At 66.0% G+C, this 19134-nt stretch carries 15 protein-coding genes; 10 read left to right on the forward strand and 5 right to left on the reverse strand.

Features of this window, described 5'->3' with window-relative positions; all coding sequences use genetic code 11:
• Positions 1 to 29 precede the first annotated feature (29 nt).
• From hflK to ASE50_RS03215, 5 genes are all read left to right on the forward strand, one after another.
• Positions 30 to 1148 carry a protease modulator HflK gene (gene hflK / locus ASE50_RS03195; protein ID WP_056395318.1) on the forward strand — a complete coding sequence of 373 codons (1119 nt, stop codon included), beginning with the start codon at positions 30 to 32 and terminating at the stop codon, positions 1146 to 1148.
• Positions 1145 to 2014 (forward strand): protease modulator HflC, encoded by an 870-nt coding sequence (hflC, locus tag ASE50_RS03200; RefSeq protein WP_056395321.1) that lies wholly within the window; start codon positions 1145 to 1147, stop codon positions 2012 to 2014. The genes hflK and hflC overlap by 4 nt, the downstream gene beginning before the upstream one ends.
• Before the next feature lie 93 nt (positions 2015 to 2107).
• A complete protein-coding gene (locus ASE50_RS03205) occupies positions 2108 to 3640 on the forward strand; it encodes a Do family serine endopeptidase (protein ID WP_056395326.1) in 1533 nt (510 codons plus the stop codon).
• A gap of 182 nt (positions 3641 to 3822) precedes the next feature.
• Complete coding sequence (locus tag ASE50_RS03210; protein ID WP_056395327.1) at positions 3823 to 5493, forward strand: helicase HerA-like domain-containing protein; 1671 nt, start codon at positions 3823 to 3825, stop codon at positions 5491 to 5493.
• Between the two features lie 5 nt (positions 5494 to 5498).
• Positions 5499 to 6422, forward strand: a complete 924-nt coding sequence (locus ASE50_RS03215; protein WP_156347260.1) for a hypothetical protein — start codon at positions 5499 to 5501, stop codon at positions 6420 to 6422.
• Between the two features lie 115 nt (positions 6423 to 6537).
• Here the strand turns inward: ASE50_RS03215 and ASE50_RS03220 are convergent, their stop codons facing one another.
• The 3 genes from ASE50_RS03220 to queF form a co-directional block, all read right to left on the reverse strand.
• On the reverse strand, positions 6538 to 7818 hold the full coding sequence (locus ASE50_RS03220; protein WP_056395335.1) for a glycoside hydrolase family 130 protein: 1281 nt from the start codon (positions 7816 to 7818) through the stop codon (positions 6538 to 6540).
• A gap of 37 nt (positions 7819 to 7855) precedes the next feature.
• Entirely contained in the window at positions 7856 to 10123 is a 2268-nt protein-coding gene (locus ASE50_RS03225; protein ID WP_156347261.1) for a glycosyltransferase family 4 protein, read from the reverse strand.
• A gap of 143 nt (positions 10124 to 10266) precedes the next feature.
• Positions 10267 to 10710, reverse strand: coding sequence for a preQ(1) synthase (queF, locus tag ASE50_RS03230; RefSeq protein ID WP_200909450.1), 444 nt, complete (start codon positions 10708 to 10710; stop codon positions 10267 to 10269).
• A gap of 29 nt (positions 10711 to 10739) precedes the next feature.
• On the opposite strand from queF, the gene ASE50_RS03235 reads away from it, so the two are divergent.
• From ASE50_RS03235 to ASE50_RS03255, 5 genes are all read left to right on the forward strand, one after another.
• Positions 10740 to 12287: a cryptochrome/photolyase family protein gene (locus ASE50_RS03235; RefSeq protein ID WP_056395348.1), complete on the forward strand. Its 1548-nt coding sequence runs from the start codon at positions 10740 to 10742 to the stop codon at positions 12285 to 12287.
• Positions 12288 to 12319: 32 nt separating this feature from the next.
• Complete coding sequence (locus ASE50_RS03240) at positions 12320 to 13141, forward strand: sulfurtransferase (RefSeq protein WP_056395351.1); 822 nt, start codon at positions 12320 to 12322, stop codon at positions 13139 to 13141.
• The gene (gene metC / locus ASE50_RS03245; protein ID WP_056395353.1) at positions 13138 to 14331 is read left to right on the forward strand and encodes a cystathionine beta-lyase; all 1194 of its coding nucleotides are present in this window, start codon (positions 13138 to 13140) and stop codon (positions 14329 to 14331) included. Before ASE50_RS03240 ends, metC begins: the two co-directional genes overlap by 4 nt.
• Complete coding sequence (locus tag ASE50_RS03250; RefSeq protein WP_056395355.1) at positions 14328 to 15608, forward strand: mechanosensitive ion channel family protein; 1281 nt, start codon at positions 14328 to 14330, stop codon at positions 15606 to 15608. The genes metC and ASE50_RS03250 overlap by 4 nt, the downstream gene beginning before the upstream one ends.
• A 256-nt stretch (positions 15609 to 15864) precedes the next feature.
• The gene (locus tag ASE50_RS03255; RefSeq protein WP_056395357.1) at positions 15865 to 16995 is read left to right on the forward strand and encodes a GNAT family N-acetyltransferase; all 1131 of its coding nucleotides are present in this window, start codon (positions 15865 to 15867) and stop codon (positions 16993 to 16995) included.
• Positions 16996 to 17133: 138 nt separating this feature from the next.
• On the opposite strand, the gene ASE50_RS03260 is transcribed toward ASE50_RS03255, so the two are convergent.
• Both ASE50_RS03260 and ASE50_RS03265 read right to left on the reverse strand, forming a co-directional pair.
• Positions 17134 to 17451, reverse strand: a complete 318-nt coding sequence (locus ASE50_RS03260; RefSeq protein WP_056395360.1) for a hypothetical protein — start codon at positions 17449 to 17451, stop codon at positions 17134 to 17136.
• A 12-nt stretch (positions 17452 to 17463) separates the two neighbouring features.
• The gene (locus ASE50_RS03265; RefSeq protein WP_082438770.1) at positions 17464 to 19053 is read right to left on the reverse strand and encodes a hypothetical protein; all 1590 of its coding nucleotides are present in this window, start codon (positions 19051 to 19053) and stop codon (positions 17464 to 17466) included.
• Positions 19054 to 19134: the final 81 nt, after the last annotated feature.

The raw sequence follows: 19134 nt of genomic DNA on the forward strand, positions 1-19134 counted from the left end.
AAGGGAGGGCGGCCCCCTATAAAGGAAGGATGCGATGGATCATGGGGTGGCGCCGACGCGCGCAGGTGCTGGGGATGAGCGACAAGGGCCCATGGGGCGGCGGCGGCGATTCCGGCAACGGATCGGGCGGCGGCGGCGATGACGGTCCGCGCAATCCCTGGTCGCTTCCGCCCGCGGGCAAGCGCAGCCGGATCGGCGGATCGACCTCGCTCGACGAATTTCTGAAGCGCGCGCGCAGCGGCGGGCCGGGTGGCGGACCGTCCTTTCCGGTCAATGCCGGGCGGCTGTGGCTGGCGGCGGTGGCGGCGCTGGTGCTGGTGTGGATCGGTTTCACCAGCTTCCATTCGATCGGGCCGCAGGAACGTGGCGTCGTGACCATGTTCGGCAAATATACCAGCACGCTCAACCCCGGCATCCAGTTCACCCTGCCCGCGCCGATCATGCGCGTGCAGGTCGAGGATGTGCAGAATACCCGCACCGAATCTTTCCCCGAAGGCAGCCAGCCCAATCTGATGCTGACCGGCGACCAGAATATCGTCGATCTGGCCTATTCGGTGCGCTGGAACATCAAGTCGCCCGAGGATTACGTCTTCGAAATCAAGAATCCGAAGGAAACGGTGCGTGCCGTCGCCGAGAGCGCGATGCGTGCCGCGGTGGCGGGCAAGAACCTGACCCAGGCGATCGGTTCGGGCCGCGGCGAGATCGAGGCCGAGGTGCAGACGCGGATGCAGGGTCTGCTCGACGAATATCAGTCGGGCGTGCGCGTGCTGGGCATCAGCATCCAGAAGGCGGCCGCCCCCGCCGAAGTCGACGACGCGTTCAAGGCGGTGACGGCGGCGCAACAGGAAGCGCAGTCGAACCTCAACCGCTCGCGCGCCTATGCGCAGCAGGTGATCGCGCGGGCGCAGGGTGATGCGACCGAATTCGACAAGATCTACGAACAATATCGGCTGTCGCCCGACGTGACCCGGCGGCGGCTCTATTACGAGACCATGGAGCAGGTGTTGAACCGCGCCGACAAGACGATCGTTCAGCCGGGCGTGCAGGCCTATCTGCCGCTGCCCGAAGTGCGCCGCCAGCAACAGGCGACGCCCGAACCGCAGGCACCCCCGACGCCGCAGGCGCAGCCGACGGGAGCCGCACGATGAGTCGTATGCTGCGCAATCCAATGGCGGCGGGCATCGCGCTGCTGGTGCTGGTCATCCTGTTCTTCAGCACGATCGTGATCGTGCCGGAGACGCGGCAGGCAGTGATCCTGCGCTTCCAGCAGCCGGTCGGCACGCTCAATCCGTATCGCGCCGATCAGCCGTTCGGGCGGACCGGGGCCGGTCTGGTCGCCAAGATCCCGTTTTTCGACCGGGTGGTGTGGATCGACAAGCGGGTGCTGGACATCGAGCTGAACAATCAGCCGGTGCTGTCGACCGATCAGTTGCGGCTGGAGGTCGATGCCTTTGCCCGGTTCCGCATCGTCGATCCGTTGCAGGCGGTGATTTCGACCGGGTCGACCGCCAACACCGAAGAGCGGGTCGCCAACCAGTTGGAACCGTTGCTGTCATCCGCGTTGCGAGCCGAACTGGGGCGTCGTCCGTTCGCATCGCTGCTCAGCCCGGAGCGCGGCGCGGTAATGGACAATATCCAGAACGCGCTGCAACGCACCGCGCGCCAGTACGGCGCGGAGATCGTCGACGTTCGGATCAAGCACGCCGACCTGCCCGATGGCAGCCCGCTCGAATCGGCGCTGGCGCGGATGCGCTCGGCCCGGGAACAGGAAGCGGCGACGATCGCGGCACAGGGACAGCGTGATGCGCAGGTCGTCCGCGCCAATGCCGAGGCGGAGGCCGCGCGCATCTATGCGGCAAGCTTTGGCAAGGACGCCGATTTCTACGCGTTCTGGCGGGCGATGCAGTCCTATCGCACCACCTTTGCCGGGGCACCGAATCAGAGCGGCAGCACGTCGATCATCCTGTCGCCCGAGAACGGGTATCTTCGCGAATTCGGTGGTCGGGAACGCTAGAACCCCGCCGAACATTCAAACCGCGTTCAGCAAGGCAATGGCAGGTTCATCCCCAAAGGGATCGTGAGCCAAATTCGAGAGGACCATCCAAACGTGCGTTACGCCTACGCCATTACTTCCGCTCTATTGCTGGGCGGCGCCGCCGCGACCCTGACGCTCAATCCGTCGGGGGCGCAGACCGCGCAGAATGAACCCGGTGCGATCAACGCCATGTCCGCACCGCGCCCCGGTGCGCCGATGAGCTTTGCCGACATGGTGACCCGGCTTTCGCCCGCGGTCGTCAACATCTCGACCACGCAGCGTATCACCGTGCAGCAGCAGGCGAACCCGTTCCAGGGTACGCCGCTGGAGCAGTTCTTCGGTGGGCGCGGCGGCGGCGGCGGTGGCGGCCGGACGCAGGAGGCGCAGTCGCTAGGCTCGGGCTTCCTGATTTCGAACGACGGCTATATCGTCACCAACAACCATGTCGTCTCGGCTGGCGCGGAAGGTGCTACGGTCGAATCGATCACCGTGACGCTGGCCGATCAGAAGGAATATAAGGCGAAGCTGATCGGTCGCGATGCGTTGTCCGACCTGGCAGTGCTGAAGATCGACGGTCCGAACTTCCCGTTCGTCCGCTTCGGTGATTCGCGGCAGGCGCGGGTCGGCGACTGGGTGCTGACGATCGGCAACCCGCTCGGCCAGTCGGGTACGGTGACCGCCGGCATCATCTCGGCACTGAACCGCGTGGGTCAGGGACCCTATGATCGCTTTATCCAGACCGATGCCGCGATCAACCGCGGCAATTCGGGCGGACCGATGTTCGACATGCAGGGCAATGTCATCGGCATCAATTCGCAGATCCTGTCGCCGACCGGCGGCAATATCGGCATCGGCTTCGCGATTCCCGCCGAGCAGGCCAAGCCGATCGTCGACAAGTTGATGAAGGGCCAGTCGGTCGCGCGCGGCTATCTGGGTCTCGGGCCGCAGGACGTTAGCGAGGATATCGCCAACGCGCTGGGGATCAGCAAGGATCGTGGCGCATTGGTGCGCAGCGTTTCGCCGGGCGAGCCGGCGGCACGGGCCGGCATCCGCGTCGGCGACGTGGTGCTTGCGATCAACGGCAAGGAAATCACGCCGCAACAGTCGCTGACCTATCTGGTCGGGCTGGAAGCGCCGGGCAGCCGCGTCACGCTCGACGTCCTGCGCGATGGCCGTCGCCAGCAGATTCCGGTGACGCTGGGCACGCGTCCGTCGGAAGAGCAGTTGCAGGCGCAGGACGAACGTTTCGACCCGAACGAGGCACCGAACAATCCGCCGGCGAACGACAGCCTGTCGGCGACCGCGGGCATGGCGGTGCAACCGCTCAACCCGTCGATCGCACGGCAGCTCGGGCTGGAGGCATCGACGCGTGGTGTCGTGATCGTTGCGGTCGATCCGAACAGCGATGCGGCGGCCAAACAGTTGCGGCGCGGCTTCGTCATCCTGTCGGCCGATCGTCAGCCGGTGACGTCGTCGGCCGAGCTTGCCCGCGCGGTCGCGGCGGCGCGTGTGGCGAAACGCAAGCTGTTGCTGCAGATTCAGCCGATCGGTCCCGGCGGATCGGTCCCGCCGGCCTTCGTCGCGATCGCGGTGGACAACCGGTAAGAGGCCGGTTGAAAACTCGCGGTAAGGCGAGTGTCGTAGGAATGCGCCACGGCGCACTTTCAACGGACTTCAAGATAAGGGGGCGGCGGTCATCGGGATCGCCGCCCCTTTTTTCTTGGAAAACACGTGATTTACGTGGACGTCAAACTCGGTAAATATCCTGCCACGACAGGGGGCAGGGCATGACCGACACCACCGAACTCTTCATAGGCGCGACCGCGGCCGGTGTCCGCCAATCGCTCGTCCTGAAACGCGCCAATCGCCATGGGCTGATCGCAGGCGCAACCGGCACCGGCAAGACGGTGACGTTGCAGGGTCTGGCCGAAAACTTTTCCGCCGCCGGCGTTCCGGTCTTCGTTGCCGATGTGAAGGGCGACCTGTCGGGTATCGCCATGGCGGGCAGCGCGACCGCCAGGCCGCACGCCGCCTTTGCCGAACGCGCCGCCGCGATCGGCGACAGCGACTGGCAATATCGCGACACGCCGGTCGTGTTCTGGGACCTGTTCGGTGAGGCCGGCCATCCGATCCGCGCGACGGTGTCGGAGATGGGGCCGCTGCTGCTCGGCCGGATGCTGAACCTGAACGACGTGCAGGAAGGGGTGCTGACCATCGCCTTCCACGTCGCCGACGAGGACGGCTTGCTGCTGCTCGACCTCGACGATCTCCAGGCGATGCTGGTGCATGTCGCCGGACGCGCCGACGAACTGACCACCCGCTATGGCAATGTCGGCAAGCAATCGGTCGGCGCGATCCAGCGTGCACTGCTGCAATTGCGGACCCAGGGCGGCGACCGGTTCTTCGGCGAACCCGCACTCGACCTCGCTGACTTCCGGCGAATGAGCGACGATGGGCGCGGCATCGTATCGGTGCTGGCCGCCGACAAACTGATGGCATCGCCGCGTCTGTATGCGACGTTCCTGCTGTGGCTGTTGTCCGAATTGTTCGAGACGCTTCCCGAGATCGGCGACCCCGACAAACCGGTGCTCGTGTTCTTCTTCGACGAAGCGCATCTGTTGTTCGACGATGCGTCCGACGCGCTGGTCGACAAGGTCGAACAGGTCGTGCGGCTGATCCGGTCGAAGGGCGTCGGCATCTATTTCGTGACGCAGAACCCGGTCGATATTCCCGATGCGGTGGCGGCCCAGTTGGGCAACCGGGTGCAACATGCGCTGCGGGCGTTCACGCCCAAGGAAGCACGGGCGATCCGGGCCGCGGCGGAAACGTTCCGTGCCAATCCCGGCGTCGACGTGGCGCGGGCGATCACCGAACTGAAGACCGGCGAGGCGCTGGTGTCGGTGTTGCAGGCGGATGGATCGCCCAGCCCGGTCGAGCGAACGCTGATCCGGCCGCCGCGATCGCGGGTCGGGCCGGTGACCCCGGTCGAACGCGGCGTGCTGATGGAAACCGATATCATCGGCGACCGCTACGACACCGCGATCGACCGCGAATCGGCAGCAGAACTGTTGGGAGCCAAGGCCGGCGAAGCTGCCGCCGCCGCTGCCGCCGCAAAGGCACAGGTCGCCGCCGACAAGGAAACAGCGTTGCAGGCAAAGGAAGACGCGCGCGCGGCGAAAGAGGCCGAACGCCGGCGCATCGCCGAACAGCGTGCGGCGGACCGCGCGGCGCGTGCGGAAGAGAAGGCGGCGCGTACGGTCGAGCGCGAGGCGGCGAACAATCCATGGAGCCGCGCCACGCAATCGGCGACCCGGTCGGCCGGGTCGGCGGTGGGGCGGATCGTCGTCAACGAAATCGGCAAGCAGGTGTTCGGCACGACCCGCGGCGGGCGTGCGAAAAGCGGCGGCGTCGTCGGCGGTTTGCTGCGCGGTGTTCTGGGCGGGTTGTTCCGCGGTTGACCGGGATGCGGCCGGTCGTCGGCGGGACCGAGACGCCCGACATTCCTCCCGCACTGTTCGCGATGCCGCCCGGCATGGCGATCCGCTACGAACGGCCTGATCCGGCCCTGGCCGATTATACGACCGGTTATCACCTCTATGCCGCCAGCGGGCCGGCATCGATCGGGATGGAGAACTGGTTCCTGCCCGGCACCGCCAATGTCCGGGTGACGTTGAAGGCGGGGCCGATTGCGGTGTCGATCGGGCGGCGGATATTCAACCCGATGCCGCAGGCCAGCCTGTGCGGGCCGAGCAGCCATGCGCTGCATACGCTGACCAATGGCGGAATCATGATCGGCTTCGGGGTCAGTGCGCTCGGCTGGTCGCGGTTCTTTGTGGAAGGAGCCGACCGCTATGCCGACCGGATCGTGCCGCTGGACGATGCCGCGTCGCCGGGGTTCGCCGATCGGCTGGTCGCGACGCTGTCGGCGGTCGAGGACGAACATGGCGTGAAGGCCGCCCTCGACCGGTTCCTGCTCGCCGAGATCGGGCCGCCCAGTCCCGACGAGGAACTGATCCGGCGGATCGCCCGGCTGGTCGTCGACGATGCGCCGGGCGGGCTGGCGCAGGCGGCGCGCGAATGGGATATCTCGCCCGAAGTGCTGCGGCGGATATGCCGGCGGCATTTCGGTTTCCTGCCCAAGACGCTGCTGATCCGGTCGCGTTTCCTGCGGTCGTTGATCCCGTTGATCGAGTCGCGCGGCGAGATCGATTATTCGAGCATCGATCCGGCCTATTTCAGCGCGTCGCATTTCCTGCGCGATTCGCACGCGGTGCTCGGCACGACGCCGCGGCGGTTCCTGCACGAACAGATCGATTTTCTGGTCGCCAGCCTGCGCGCGCGGGCGGCGGTGCTGGGGACCGCGACACAGGCGCTGCACCGGTTGTGAACCGGTAGCGACGTGGCGGCGTGCAAGCCGTTCGGTGAGACGGATCGCCAAGCCCTTCGACGGCCGCCGAAGGGCTTGGCGGGCCAAACCGGTTTACTACGCTACCGACGGCGCGTTACATCGCGCCGAGCAGCGCCTCGATCGTCACGAACGCGAAGGCGACCGAGCTGTCGGCGACGCCATATGGAATGAAGATCCGGTCGCCATGGCGGATCGCGCCGCACGAATAGACGACGTTGGGGACATAGCCCTCGCGGTCCTCGTTCGCCGCTGCAAGGATCGGGTCGCGGGTGCGGCCGATGACCTTCGACGGATCGTCCTTGTCGAGCAGGACCGCACCGATCGCATATTTGCGCATCGCCCCGACGCCGTGGGTCAGCAGCAGCCAGCCTTCGTCGATCTCGATCGGCGGACCACAATTGCCGATCTGCACCAGTTCCCATGGATAGACGGGCTTGAGCAGCATCTCGCCCTCGTCCCAATGGGTCAGCTCGTCGGATTTGATGAGGAACAGGTTCTCGCCGTCCTGCCGGCCGATCATCATATACTGCCCGCCGATCTTGCGCGGGAACAGGCCCATGCCCTTGTTCCGGGCGGCGCTGCCGGTCATCGGCACAAGATCGAACGCGCGGAAATCGCGGGTGCGCAGCAATTCGGACTGGATCATCGATCCGTTATAGGCGGTGTAGGTGCCGAGCCATTCGAAGCTGCCGTCGTCATGCTGGAAGCGGACGAGGCGCATGTCCTCCAGCCCCTTCGACTGGGCCTGCGTGATCGGGAAGATGACCGTGCCCGACAGCGTCGAATCGCGGTGGCGGAACACCGTGACCTCACCCTCGGGCGCTTCGTCCTCTTCACCGATCGCGTCGGCGGCGGTGGCGAAGGGCGGCTCGGGCGCGAGGGTCAGTTCGTTTTCGTCGGTGATGATGCCTTCGCGAAACGCGACCGACGAAATATGGCCTTCGCCGACCGCACGCAGCGACATCAGGATGCGCAGCGACCCGTCGGGCATTCCGGTCTGGTCGAAATGCGGCACCGCGCTCGGGTTCATCAGCGCGGCGGCGGCGTAGCTATATTCGTGACAGAAATAGGCACCGATCAACTGACGCTTTTCATCGCCGATCTCTGCGCCGTTCAGGCCCAGCACCGTCTCGATCTCGTCATAGCGGGTCATGAACACGCGGCGCGTCTGCCAATGCCGCGCCTCGAAATCCTTGAGCACGGTTTCGAGTTGCGCGCGCGTTTCCTGCGCCGACATCGCCAGCACTTCGCCGACCAACCGTTCGGTCCGGCTGGGGGCGGAGCCATTGCGCTGCCACGCAATATGAAACGGGCGCACCACCACGCGCGAGGGATCGGCGTACAGCCGCATGGGGTGGTTGTAGATATCCAGCATTCGCGCGTCCAATAGTCCCGGCCGAAACCGTAGCCGGTCAGGCTACGGCGCGGCGCGGGTCTGCCACGGATGCGCGGCCCTTTGAAAGGGCAGAAATGGCACAGGACGCCAATTGCAGCGCGAGAATCGACTCCGCCCCCTGGTTGCGGTTCAATCCGGTCGGCATCAGCCCGTCGAAACAGCCGCCATCGGCGACGGTCGCCAGCGGCAGGTCGAGGTCGTTGGCCCCGAGATACCAGTTATACGCCTTGACCGCTTCGTTCATCCAGCGCTGGTCGCCGGTGGCTTCGAAGGCGGCGGCGCAGGCCTCGACCGTCGCCTGCGCTTCCAGCGGCTGCTGGTCGAACGGGAGCGGATCAGCATAGGCCCGGCTGAAACTCTCGGTTCCGATCGCCCGGAAGCGACCTTCGGGCGAGGTTTGCTGGCCGACGATCCAGTCGAGCGTTTCCAGCCCGACCTTCAGGTAATCGTCGCGCTGCAATGCCTTGCCGGCGCGGATCATCGCTTCGGGCAGGCGGGCATTGTCATAGGCCAGCACGATTTCGAACCACTGCCATTCGGGCCGGCGCGACGCGTCGAGCAGGGTGACCAGTTCGGCACCGAAGCGGGTCGCAATCTCGGTCGCGAGCGCATGGCCGGGGGTCACCTCCAGCATCGCGACCGCCGCGAGCATCGCGAAGGCCCGCGCGCGGGGCGAGCCGAGGTCGAGCGCGATCGACGCGGTCTGTTCGTACAGCGCGGTCGCCCAGTCGCGATGCTTGCGCGAATGCGCATCACGGGCGGTGATCGCCAATGCCCACAAAGCGCGACCGTTCGAATCCTCCGACCCTTCATCCTCGCACCAGGTCCGGTCGAAATTCATGAAGTTGCGGAAGCGACGCTTGTCGGGGTTCCACGCATATTGGACGAACGATGCGTAGATCGTAGTCCATTTGTCGCGCTGCACCGGATCGAGATCGTCGATCTGCGACATCAGGATCAGCGCGCGCGCATTGTCGTCGATGCAATAGCCGTGGCGGCGATCGGGCACCGAATAGATCGAATGCTGCAACATGCCGGTCGCATCGCTCATCCGCTCGACCGCGGCGAAGTCGGGCGTCAGCGCGGTCAGATCGGTGCTGGGCCGCACCCGACTGGGACGGCCGGCGACGGCGCGCTCGATCTCGACCATCGCCGCTTCGGCAAGGCACGGGAACAGCATCGTCCGACCGCGGGCATAGGCCCGCAGCGCCAGCGTGTCGCGGCGCAGGTCGTTGTCGAGCAGGTCGTTGATTTCACGCGCGAACGCATCGGCGTCACCGAAATCGACGATCACGCCGTGTTCGTCGGCAAGGATCTCGGTGGCATGGACATAGGGGGTCGACACCACGACCTTGCCGACGCCCACCGCATAGGACAGCGTGCCCGACGTGATCTGCGCCGGATTACTGTACGGGGTGACGTACAGGTCGGCCGCCTGGAGATAGTCGAGCAGTTCGTCCTGTTCGACGAAGCCGTCGAGGAAGCAGACATTGTCGGACACGCCCAGCCGGGCGGCCTGCGCCTTCAGCCGGTCGCGATAGGCCTCGCCCTCATGCGCCACCAGATGCGGATGGGTCGCGCCCAGCACGACGTACAGCGCATCGGGATGCTTCGCCGCGACCTGCGGCATCGCATCGATCATCGTTTCGATGCCCTTGTTGGGCGCCAGCAGGCCGAAAGTCAGGATCACGGGACGCCCGGTCCAGCCGAAGCGGCCCTTCATCGTGTCGGGCACGACGAACGGACGGTCATGAACACCGTGCGGGATCGTCACGATCTTGCGCGCATCGGTGCCATGGACGCGCATCAGGATCTCGCGACCCTTGTCGGCCATCACCACCACCTTGGCAGCGCGGCGCAGCAGTGCTTCGAGCACGCGGCGCTCATCGGCATTGGGCGTTTCGAGAATGGTGTGCAGCGTGATGACGACGGGTACGTTCACCCGGTCGAGTAGGCCGACGATATATTCGCCGGCCGAACCCCCATAGATGCCGTATTCATGCTGGACCCACACTGCCTGTGCTCCGCTAGCCTCGATCCGGCGGGCGGCGTCGAGATAGGCGATACGGTCGTTCTGATCGATCGCGTGGGTGACGTCGGGGGGATAGTCATAGGCACCGGGCCGGTCGTCCATCGCATAGACATCGACCGCCAGTTCGGGAAACCGATCGCGCAACGCATTATAGGTGTCGGTCGTAAAGGTCGCGAGCCCGCATTTGCGCGGCAGGAAGTTACCGATCAGCGCGATACGATCGAGCGGCTTCGTGGCGACCATTCGGTCCATCTGCGTTCCTCTTTGCGATGCGGTGAGCAGCTCCCCAAAGGGGCGGTGTCCACAAACAGAAACATTCCGATACGTATAAAAGTTGCATGATTTGTGCGTTGCGGCAGGATTCGACCGTTGAAACGTTGCCGCAACGCGACGAATCATCCGCGTCCGCGATATCCGGGCACGTCCTGTTCAGGAATCCACACGCCGGCGGGTTTTTCCCCCGATTGCCAGAACACGTCGATCGGAATGCCGCCGCGCGGATACCAGTAGCCGCCGATGCGCAGCCACACCGGGTTCATTTCACGGAACAGGCGCTCGCCGATGCCGACGGTGCAATCCTCGTGAAATGCCGCATGGTTGCGAAACGCGCCGAGGAACAGTTTCAGCGATTTCGATTCGACGATCGTCTCGCCCGGCACATAATCGATCACCAGATGCGCGAAATCGGGCTGTCCGGTGACCGGGCACAGCGAGGTGAATTCGGGCGAGGTGAAGCGCACCAGATACGGCGTGCCCCGCGGGTTCGGAACATAATCGAGTTCGGCGGCTTCCGGGTTGGCGGGAAGCGGGCTGGCCTGGCCAAGGAATTTCGGGTCCATGGCCGCCATGTAGGAAAAGGCGGGCGTGAATGGAACGGGTGCTGATCCCGGTGCTGGGCGACCAGTTGTCGATGGGCCTGTCGTCGTTGCGCGACGCCGATCCCGGCTGCACCACGATCCTGATGATGGAGGTGGTCGAGGAAGCGACCTATGTCCGCCATCACCCCAAGAAGATCGCGTTCCTGTTCGCTGCGATGCGGCATCATGCCGCCGCGCTGCGGGAGGCGGGTTGGCGCGTCGACTATGTGACGCTCGACGATCCCGACAATGCCGGCAGCTTCACCGGCGAGGTCGCGCGGGCGGTCGAACGGCATGATCCGACGCGGATCGTCGTGACCGAAGCCGGCGAATGGCGGGTGCAGGCGATGCTGGAGGCGTGGGAGACGGTCTTCGGCATACCCGTCGATGTTCGCGCCGACACGCGGTTCCTGTGTTCGCACGACCGGTTCGCCGCATGGGCGGAGGGGCGGCGCGAATTGCGCATGGAATATTTCTATCGCGACATGCGCCGCGAGACCAGTCTATTGATGGACGGCGACAAGCCGGTCGGCGGCAAATGGAATTTCGATCACGACAATCGCAAGCCCGCCCAGCGCGACATGCTGATGCCGCGACCGCTGTCGTTCGCACCGGACGACGTCACGCAAGCCGTTCTGGCATTGGTCGGCGAACGCTTCGGCGATCATGCCGGGACGCTCGACGGGTTCGACTTCGCCGTCACCCGCAAGGACGCCCTGCGCCAGCAACGCGCCTTCCTGACCCATGCGTTGCCGGGGTTCGGCGACAATCAGGATGCGATGCTGACCGACGAACCGTATCTGTGGCACGCGGTGCTGTCGCCCTACCTGAATGCCGGGCTGCTCGATCCGCTCGACCTGTGCAAGGCGGTGGAGAAGCAGTTCGTGGCCGGCAAGGTGCCGATCAACGCCGCCGAGGGCTTTATCCGGCAGGTCATCGGCTGGCGCGAATATGTCCGCGGCATCTACTGGCGCGAGGGGCCGGACTATGTGACGCGCAATTTCCTGAACGCGAAGCGCGACCTGCCCGGCTTCTACTGGACCGGCGAGACCGACATGCACTGCCTGTCCCAAGCGATCGGGCAGACGCTGGCCAATGCCTATGCCCATCATATCCAGCGGTTGATGATTACCGGCAACTTCGCGCTGCTGATCGGGGCCGAGCCGCAACAGGTGCATCGCTGGTATCTGGAGGTCTATGCCGACGCCTATGAATGGGTCGAGCTGCCCAACACGCTGGGGATGAGCCAGTTCGGCGATGGCGGGCTGCTGGGGTCGAAGCCCTATGCGTCGTCGGGTGCTTATATCGACCGGATGTCCGATTATTGCAGGTCGTGCCGCTATGACGTGAAGCAGCGCACCGGGCCCGATGCGTGCCCATTCAACGCACTGTATTGGGACTTCGTCGTCCGCAACCGCGACAAGTTCGGCAACAATCCCCGGATGGCGATGCCGTATCGCAGCTGGGACAAGATGGCCGGCGAAACGCAGCAGGCGCTCCGTAACCAGGCGGCGGGGTTTTTGAAGGCGCTCGACACGCTTCCGCGGTACGGGGATTGACCGGCGGGACCGCTCGCCTAAGCCTCTCCCCCATGCAATCGCTCCTTTCCACCGCAGGGCTGGCCGACCGGATCGGTACCCCCGGCCTGATCGTCCTCGACGCGACGTTCTTGGCCGTTCAGCCCGATCCGCCGCGCGACGAAGCCGCCGAATATGCCGCCGCGCATGTGCCCGGCGCGCGCTTTCTCGATCTGCGTAGCCTGTCGACGGGCCAGGCGACGTCGCTGCCGACGGCGGACAGATTCGCCGGGCGGCTGGGTGCGCTGGGCGTAGGGCAGGATGCACAGGTCGTGCTGTACGACCATTCGCCGCACCATACGGCGGCGCGGGCGTGGTGGCTGTTCCGGCGGTTCGCGCCGACGCTGCCGGTCGCTATCCTCGATGGCGGCCTGCCGAAATGGCGCAGCGAAGGACGCCCGGTCGAGAGCGGCATCGCAGCGTCCGAACCGACCCGCTTCGTCGCCGATCCCGACCTGGCGGCGGTACGGACCAAGGCGATGATGCTCGCTGGCGACGGGGGACAACTCATTGATGCCCGCTCGCCGGCGCGGTTCGACGGGAGCGAGGCCGATCCGCGCGGGCTGCCGTCGGGGCATATTCCGGGCAGCCGCAACCTGCATTATGCGCGCTTCTTTCGGGACGACGGGACGTGGCGGTCCCCCAAGGAACTGGCGGCACTGTTCGCGAGCGAGGGCGTCGATCTCGACCGGCCGGTGACGACCACCTGCGGGTCGGGCATCACCGCCGCGATCCCTGCCTTTGCACTGCATCTGCTAGGGCGCAGCGCCGCTTTATATGACGGCAGCTGGACCGAATGGGCCGCCGATCCGCAGACGCCGAAGGTGACCGCATGAGCAAGCACGACACCCCGCAATCGCCCGCGACGTGCGTCGTCACCGGCGGGCGGCGCGACGAATGGACCGGCGGCGTGGTCAACGTCCCCGTCTGGCGTGCATCGACGATCCTGTACGACGATGTCGCCGGCCTGCGCGCAGCGGCGGGCAGCGATACCCATCATCGCCTGTTCTACGGCCGGCGCGGCACCCCGACCCAATGGTCGCTGGCCGAGGCGTTGACAGGACTGGAGCCGGGGGCGGAGGGCACGTTGCTCTATCCATCGGGGGTCGCGGCGATCACGACGGCGCTGCTCGCCTATCTGAAGCCGGGCGATCACCTGTTGCTGCCCGACAGTGCCTATGATCCGACGCGCGCCTTCGCGCTGGGAATGCTGCGGACGATCGGGGTCGAGACGACGCTGTACGATCCGATGATCGGGGCGGGCATCGCCGACCTGATGACGTCGCGGACGAAGGTTCTGTTCCTCGAAAGTCCCGGCAGCCTGACGTTCGAGGTACAGGACGTGCCGGCGATGACCGCCCTCGCGCGCGCGCGCGGCATCACCACCATTCTCGACAATACCTGGGCGACGCCGCTGTTGTTCCCGGCAATGGCGCACGGGGTCGACGTGACGATCATGGCCTGCACCAAATATGTCGTCGGCCATTCGGATGCGATGCTGGGATCGGCGACGGCGGTGGCATCGCACTGGCAGGCACTGCGCGACGCGACCTATCAACTGGGCCAGCATGTCGGGCCGGACGATGCCGCGCTCGGTGCACGTGGCCTGCGGACGATGGCGGTGCGGCTGAAACAGCATGGCGAATCGTCGATCCGCATCGCGAAATGGTTGGCGCAGCAGCCCGGCGTCGCGCGGGTACTGCACCCGGCGCTGCCCGGCTGTCCGGGGCACGACCTGTTCGTCCGCGATTTCCGGGGAAGCGCCGGGCTGTTCGCGTTCGTCCTCGACGGCGGCAGCGACGATGCGCGGGCGGCGCTGATCGACGGCCTCGCGCTGTTCGGCATCGGCTATAGCTGGGGCGGGTTCGAAAGCCTCGCGCTGCCGATCGATCCGCACCGCTATCGCAGCGTCACCCGCACGCCGGCGGAGGGGCCGATGATCCGGTTGCAGATCGGGCTGGAGGACGTGGACGACCTGATCGCCGATCTCGACGCCGGTCTGGCGCGGTTCCGGGCGACGCGGTGAACGGGATCGCCGGCTGGCTGACGGCGCGCGGCCTGCCGGTCGGGGATGGCGCGCAATTGGCCGAGGCGGGGGTGGCACTCGGTTTCGTGCTGTTGTCGCTTGCGCTCGGCTGGTTTGTCGGGCGCTGGGCCGGGCCGGGGCTGACCGGCCTGTGGCGTGAGCGGGTGGGCGACCATGCCACCGGCATCGTCGGGCGGCTGTGCGACATCCTCCGCCACCTGGTCGCGGTACTGGCGCTGGCGGTGGTCGGGCAGGTGCACGACTGGGGTGCGTTGGCCGACATCGTCGTCGGACTGGCGCTGGGCGCGGCGGTCGCGCGGCTGGCGGTGCAGCTGTTGCGCGGCGTCCATCTGGCACGGTGGATGGCGTGGACGGTCGGGTTCATCCTGTTCGTCGCCGCGCTGTCGGGCGCGATCGGCGGGCTGGAGCCGATCACCGACACGCTCGACGCGATCGGTTTCTCGATCGGGCGACGGCGGCTGTCGCTGCTGGCGCTGGTCAGTACCCTGCTGACCGCGGTGGTGCTGTATGCGGTCGTGCGGATCGTCAACAAGGTCGTCGCGCATGGCGTGGCGCAGGCCAAGGGGCTGGACCCGGCGCAGAAATTGCTGGCGCAGAAGCTGGCATCGATCGCGGTGGTCATTACCGCGTTCTTCTTCGGGATCGATCTGCTCGGCATCGACCTGACGACCTTTGCGATCTTTTCCGGCGGCCTTGGCCTTGCGGTCGGATTCGGGTTGCAGAAGACGGTCGGCAATCTGATCGCGGGCATCATCCTGTTGATGGACCGCTCGATCAAGCCGGGCGACGTGATCGTCGTCGGCGACAGCTTCGGATGGGTCAACAAGATCGGCGTGCGCGCGGTGTCGGTCATTACCCGCGACGGCAAGGAGCATCTGATCCCAAACGAAAACCTGATGACGCAGGAGGTCGAGAACTGGTCCTTTTCCGACCGAAACGTCCGGGTCCGCATTCCGGTGGGCGTGGGATACGAGACCGATTTGCGGCTGGCGCAGAAGCTGATGTTGCAGGCGGCGACCGAAAGCCCGCGCGTATTGCGCAGTCCCAAGCCCAATGTCTGGCTGATCTCGTACGGCGACTATGCGGTCGAGCATGAGATACTGGCGTGGATCAGCGACCCCGAACAGGGGGTGGGGAACGTCCGGTCGGATGTGCTCAACCGGTTGTGGGATCTGTTCAAGGAGAACGGGATTGAGATACCGGTCCCGCGCCGCGAGTTGCTGTTTCGGGATGGGCTGACGGTGACGAGGGCGTAGGCCTTGTTCGTCGTTCCCGCGCGGGCGGGGGCCAGAGCCGAACAGAACAACGACTTGCGCTTGGAACCCTGGGCCCCCGCCTGCGCGGGGGTACGGCAGGGGGAGGGGTTCGGGACTTTCACAAGTCTCGAATCAACGGACAGACCGGCGTCACGCCTCTTGCCGGGAGGGCCGTTTCCATGGATCCCGGCCTGCGCCGGGATGACGGTGTGAAGGGGGCTACCCGACGCCCGCCATCACCCCTATCTTCGCCCATGTGACGACCATCACCGCCCGCATCGCCGAGGGCGTCCGCGCCGTTCCCGCCGACCAGTGGGACGCCTGCGCGGGCAAGGGCAATCCGTTCCTGTCCTACGCCTTTTTGTCGGCGCTCGAACAATCGGGCAGCGTCGGCGGACGGTCGGGGTGGCAGCCGCTGCCGATCATCGTCGACGATGCCGACGGCGTGCCGGTCGCGATCGCGCCGGCCTATGCCAAGTCGCACAGCCAGGGCGAATATGTGTTCGATCACGCATGGGCCGATGCGTGGGAGCGGGCCGGCGGCGATTATTATCCCAAGCTGCAGATTGCCGTGCCCTTCACCCCGGTGCCCGGCCCCCGGCTGCTGCTGCGCGATCCGGCGCAGGCATCGGCGCTGATCGCGGCGGTCGAGGCGGTGGTGCGGCAGAACGGGCTGTCGTCGGCGCACGCGACGTTCGTCGACGAAGTGCAGTTGCCGGCGTTTCAGGCGGCGGGCTGGCTGACGCGGGCGGGGACGCAGTTTCACTGGGCCAATCGCGGCTATGACAGCTTCGACCATTTCCTGAACGACCTTGCCAGCCGCAAGCGCAAGGCGATCCGCAAGGAACGCGCGGCGGCGCTCGACGGGCTGACCGTGCGGCACCTGACCGGGCGCGACATCCGGGCGGAGCATTGGGATGCGTTCTGGGCGTTCTATCAGGACACCGGGAACCGCAAATGGGGACGGCCGTACCTGACGCGCGGCTTCTTTCCGCTGCTGTCGGAGGTAATGGGCGACGACGTCCTGCTGATCCTCGCCGAACGCGACGGACGGCCGATCGCGGGCGCGCTGAACCTGATCGGCGGCGATGCGCTGTACGGGCGCTACTGGGGTGCGGTGGAGGAGGTGCCGTTCCTCCATTTCGAGCTATGCTATTATCAGGCGATCGATGCCGCGATCGCGCGGCGGTTGCAGCGGGTCGAAGCGGGGGCGCAGGGCGAGCACAAGCTGGCGCGTGGCTATGTTCCGGTTACGACGTGGTCGGCGCATTTCCTGCCCGACCCCGGTTTCCACCGCGCGGTCGCCGAATTCGTCGAGCGCGAGCGCGCGGCGATCGGGCAGGAACAGGAATATCTGGGCGAGATGACCCCGTTCAAGCGGGGGTAAGCCTGATCTACCAACATTGGATCGGACGTCATCCCAGCGCAGGCTGGGATCTCCCGGTGACGGCACGCGGCAGGAGCCGCAAGAGGCCCCGGCCTGCGCTGGGGCAACGTGTTCAGTCGGATGAATCGGGCTTTGAGTTTACTTCCGCCCGAACATCCCGCCGAGATTGCCGAGCACATCACCGGCACCGCCCTTTGCATCGATGTCGAACCCGAATGCCTGCGCGACCTGTCCCAGCGCGTCGGCTCCGCCGATTTCGGACAGGATCGCCTCGATCTGATGACGCGATACGCCGCTATGGTCGGCGGCGTCCTGTGCCGGGTCGACATGGCCGGCGAACTTGCCGAGCAGGCCGATGACCGTCTGCACCTGTTCGGGGGTGATGCCGGCCTTTTCGGCAATGGCGGGCAGGTCGAAGCGACCGGCAAGGTTCAGCGCGTTGTTGAGAAAGTCCATGAAGCGTCTCCTTTACCGGACGATGGTGTCGCGCGCCGCCATCTGGCGCGACGGGCGGCGGCGGGGTTTGGCAAACGGCCGATTGCCCAGATCGCTCCATGTCAGCACCGGCGGCGGGATGCGGTGGTCGATCCGGAACAGCGCGCTGCTGCCATTGCGCCAGACCGGGATCAAGCCCTGTTCCAGCCGCCGGTCATAGGTGGGCGGGCGGATCAGCCAGACATAGTCGAACGCGTCGCGCGGGAATTTGTAGAGCGCGCCGGCGATCGGCCGCCAATATTCGCGCGGGCATTTGACGTCGGTGACCAGTTCGGACGGATCGTGCGAAAAGCCGCGCGCCGGGAAATAGCGCACCGTCAGCAACTGCCCGCCGGCCATCGACCATTGATCGTTGGCATAGGCCAGCCGCCGGGTCAGCGCCATGCCAGGGAGATGTTGCAGCCGGGTCATGCGCCATTCGTTGTAGCAGGTCTCCCCGACGAAAGTGACCAGCCGCGCACCGATCGGCACATGGTCGAGCGCGGCCAGTTCGCGGTCGTACGCGCGGTCGTACAGCCAGAAGCTCGCGGTGGTCGCGCCGATCCGGGCGACGAAGATGGCCAGCCCGATCGCCGCCAGCACCCCGGCACGGCGGATCGACAGGCCCGGCTTGGGCCGGAGCGCGATCAGGCAGATACCGAACAGATACGGGACCAGCCGCATGTCGGCATAGGCCGACCCGAACACGATGCGCGGCAACAGGACATAGACCGCGATCAGGAACAGCGCCGACAGGCCCAGATTGCGCGAATAGCCGATATTGGGATCGCGCACCCCCTTGAACAGCACGAGATAGAAGACCGCGACCGAGGCAAGGTCGTAGAGCTGCCACCGGTCGCGCAACGTCATGGTCAGCCACAACATCTTCGCGCGCCAGTTGAACCAGTCGGCGGTCTGCCCGCCGACATGCCCGCCCGACCGCCACAACAGCATCAGCAGCGCCGGGGGCGCGAGGACGAGGCAGTGGAGTCCGGCATGGAAGGCGGCGGCGAACCAGTTGCGCCGCTTGTCATGCTCGCGGATCAGTTCGGCCGATGCGGCGAGCACGCCCAATGTCCCCCAGCCGAACGTATGGGTCAGCCAGACCAGTCCGGCGATCGGCACGAACACGATCCCGCGCAGCAGCAGCCGCCCCTGCCGCCCCAGCCGCAGCCACAATGCAAAGGCGTTGAGCGCCAGCGCCATTGACAGCGCGAAATTGGCGAATCCGAAATGCAGCGGAAAGCTGTAGACGATCGGCAGCGCGAACAGCGCGGTGGCCGGAATGCGGCCATGCACCTCGCGCGCGATCCACAACAGCCCGATGGCGGTCAGTGGCGGGATGGCGAGGATGATGAGCTTGACGGTCGGTTCGAGGCCGAGCAGCGGTTCGAACAGCCAGACGAGCAGGTCGACGCCGAGATTGCCGATCAGGCTCCAGTCGAAATTATACCAGTCGTGAAACCAGGGTGCCTGTCCGGTGTCCCACAGTTGCTGGACGCGATATCGCCCCATATGACCGGGCAGGTCGACCATCGGCGGAACATCGGGCCACAGCAGCGGCACCGCCGCCAGCACCGCCATGAGCGCGACGAACCACCGCGTCTGCCACCACATACGGCGGTGTTCACCTGCCAACGTCTCTATTCCCCGTATGCCCGCGCC

Origin of the sequence: Sphingomonas sp. Leaf5 (assembly GCF_001421155.1) — a bacterium.
GTDB lineage: Bacteria > Pseudomonadota > Alphaproteobacteria > Sphingomonadales > Sphingomonadaceae > Sphingomonas.